The sequence below is a fragment of the Paraburkholderia elongata genome, from assembly GCF_013177735.1.
GTDB classification, from domain to species: domain Bacteria; phylum Pseudomonadota; class Gammaproteobacteria; order Burkholderiales; family Burkholderiaceae; genus Paraburkholderia; species Paraburkholderia elongata.
In genome coordinates this window covers 1-2,171 of record NZ_WOEZ01000219.1, presented here as the reverse complement: position 1 = coordinate 2,171, position 2,171 = coordinate 1, and the positions used below count along the sequence as shown (strand labels likewise).

General features: G+C 60.4%; 3 protein-coding genes. All 3 read right to left on the bottom strand.

Annotated features, from left to right (window positions below; all coding sequences use genetic code 11):
* Nucleotides 1-4: 4 nt before the first annotated feature.
* Complete coding sequence (locus tag GNZ13_RS53040) at nucleotides 5-241, bottom strand: hypothetical protein (RefSeq protein ID WP_172175180.1); 237 nt, start codon at nucleotides 239-241, stop codon at nucleotides 5-7.
* A gap of 53 nt (nucleotides 242-294) precedes the next feature.
* Nucleotides 295-606 (bottom strand): hypothetical protein, encoded by a 312-nt coding sequence (locus GNZ13_RS39065; protein ID WP_172175177.1) that lies wholly within the window; start codon nucleotides 604-606, stop codon nucleotides 295-297.
* A 421-nt stretch (nucleotides 607-1,027) separates the two neighbouring features.
* Nucleotides 1,028-2,171: hypothetical protein (locus GNZ13_RS39060; protein ID WP_216675205.1), on the bottom strand; the 1,144-nt coding region annotated here is incomplete at its 5' end.

Sequence of the window (2,171 nt, the reverse complement as noted above, 5' to 3'; positions counted from 1 at the left end):
CGTTTTATTGCGCCTGTGCTGCCTGACGTTGCGCGGCTTGCTGTTGAGCGTGCTCTTTCGAAAGGTGCCTGCCAACCATGCAGCCACCGACCGCACCAACGACAGCGTGGTGCCCCGCGTAATGCCCGGCGACCCCGCCTACCACCGCGCCCTTGAGGCAGCCTGCGGCGTTTGCCGTGCCTGCCGTTGCGAAGGCCAGCGTCGCTGCGATCAAGGCGGTTCTTATCGGGCTAGCTTTCATTCGAAGATCCTCTGAGGCTGGATTTTTCGGATGTGACGCCTTCCGGCGTCGTTTCAATACCCGCGCCAATCACGACGCTCGCGCCACTCGTGCTCACGCCATTCCTGGCGGCGCCATTCACGTTCACGCCACTCGCGACGTTCGCGCCATTCGCGGGCTCGCCAGTCGTCGTCACCGCCGTACGCGACGGCGACGGGTGCGGGAGCATACACGACGGGAGGTGGCGGTGCGTACACTGGCTCTGCCGGCGCAAACACGGCTCCGGGGACGCCCAATCCGATGGCGACGTCGACGTGCGCCGATGCTGCTGTTGATGCCGCCAGAACCGCCAGACCAAGTGCTGCGCCAAGTATCTTCTTGTTCATCTTCGCTACTCCTCGCACATTCGAGTGCAATGTCAGTGACTACGGCTCGAAGTGTAGGAGGCGATGCGGGACACAGGTGAAACGGCGGTGCGAGATTGGTAACACGGCATTACTAGCGTCGGAGTATCGCATGCGCGGTACGCCGTCAGGACCTGCAGTTGCGCCGTGTGGTAGTTGAATTCCAAGAACCCAACGCTCAGGGACCCCGTCGAAGAGTTATCGCTCCCTGGAACACGCCGAATCATCCAAGGGTGGATTGGCCAGCGCGGGGACTACCCCGTGGATGGTGGCGCGGAGGAATCCTCGTTCTACGCCAAGGAATGCTATCCGACGTCGACGGACCGCCGTGCGTTCTTCCGTCAGTTTGTCGTGCAGGCGAAGCCGCATAACTGCACCGCGGTTTCGGTCAACTCTGCGTCCCTTACACACGGGTTGGCTCGACCTTGGCAAAGAAGCCAACTGCGCACAGAAACTCGCGCGCGCTTTGCACACTCACGTTCAGAGTAGCTGCGACGTTGCGCGCGTACCTCTCCTCGGTCAGGTTGCCCCTGCCCACATGCAATAGTCCACTGATGGCGGCAGGAGGTATGTGGATACCGGTCCGTTTTGCTGCGGACCAGATTTGCGAGGCATCGACCATGTCTCGCGCCCAGACTGGGGCGCTGCCGCGCTGAAGTCTCTGGCCTCGGCGAGCTTGGACCCGGGGCGATTTTTTTACGGGCAATGTGTCTTTCAGGACCGCAAATTCCTGCCCACCATGTTGCTGAAGGTAGCCTTGGCGTTCAAGCGAGCAAAAGAAAACCCAGACGGATATTGGAACCATGGAGAACGACGCCGGCGCTATAGGGTAGCGGCGCGTGAGCCCGTCGGCTACCTTCGCGACCGACACGAGCGCGATACCCCGACTCACCAGCTTTCCATGAATGAACTTCCTGTAAACGTCAGCTTGCCAGATGCGCCGAGGTGTTTCGATGGAACGCTCGTCTCGCACCGAAGCATCCAGTAGCGGTGGCCAGTCCCGCTGCGATATGCCAAACTTTGAGGCGACGTAGTTCTCTTTTGTGATTTCCCGACTTTCGAGGAAGCGTCTGTTTGCGAGCGCAACCTTGTTCTCGTAGACTGCCGCGCGTGCTCTGTCCCTCACGCGTTCCGCCTCACGTTCTCGTTCAAGCGCAGCGACTCTCAGGGACTCCTCGTGGCTGCGACGTACCTCCAGCGTTGCCCGAGCTTCGGCCTCGCCGGGATAGAAAATCCACCGCTTTCCCTCTGTCTCTTCGAGCACGAGCCGCCTGACTTCTGCGACGCGTATATCGCGTGCAACGTTCGAAAGGTCAATTTCGAGCGCGGGAAAACCGAGCAGCTTTAGCTTCGCCTGCTTTTGCGCGTCGCAAAAATGAGTGACTGCGACCTCCACGATTAGACGGTGCTCCGTAAGGTCAACCGTAAAGTCTGGTCGTACGCCCTGAAACCATTGCTCGAGCTGTCCGGGAGAGTCCCGGCGATTTACGTGTTCCTCGGCGACGACGATGTCGGACGTGCTGGCCGATGGCCAGTACCGACAGACA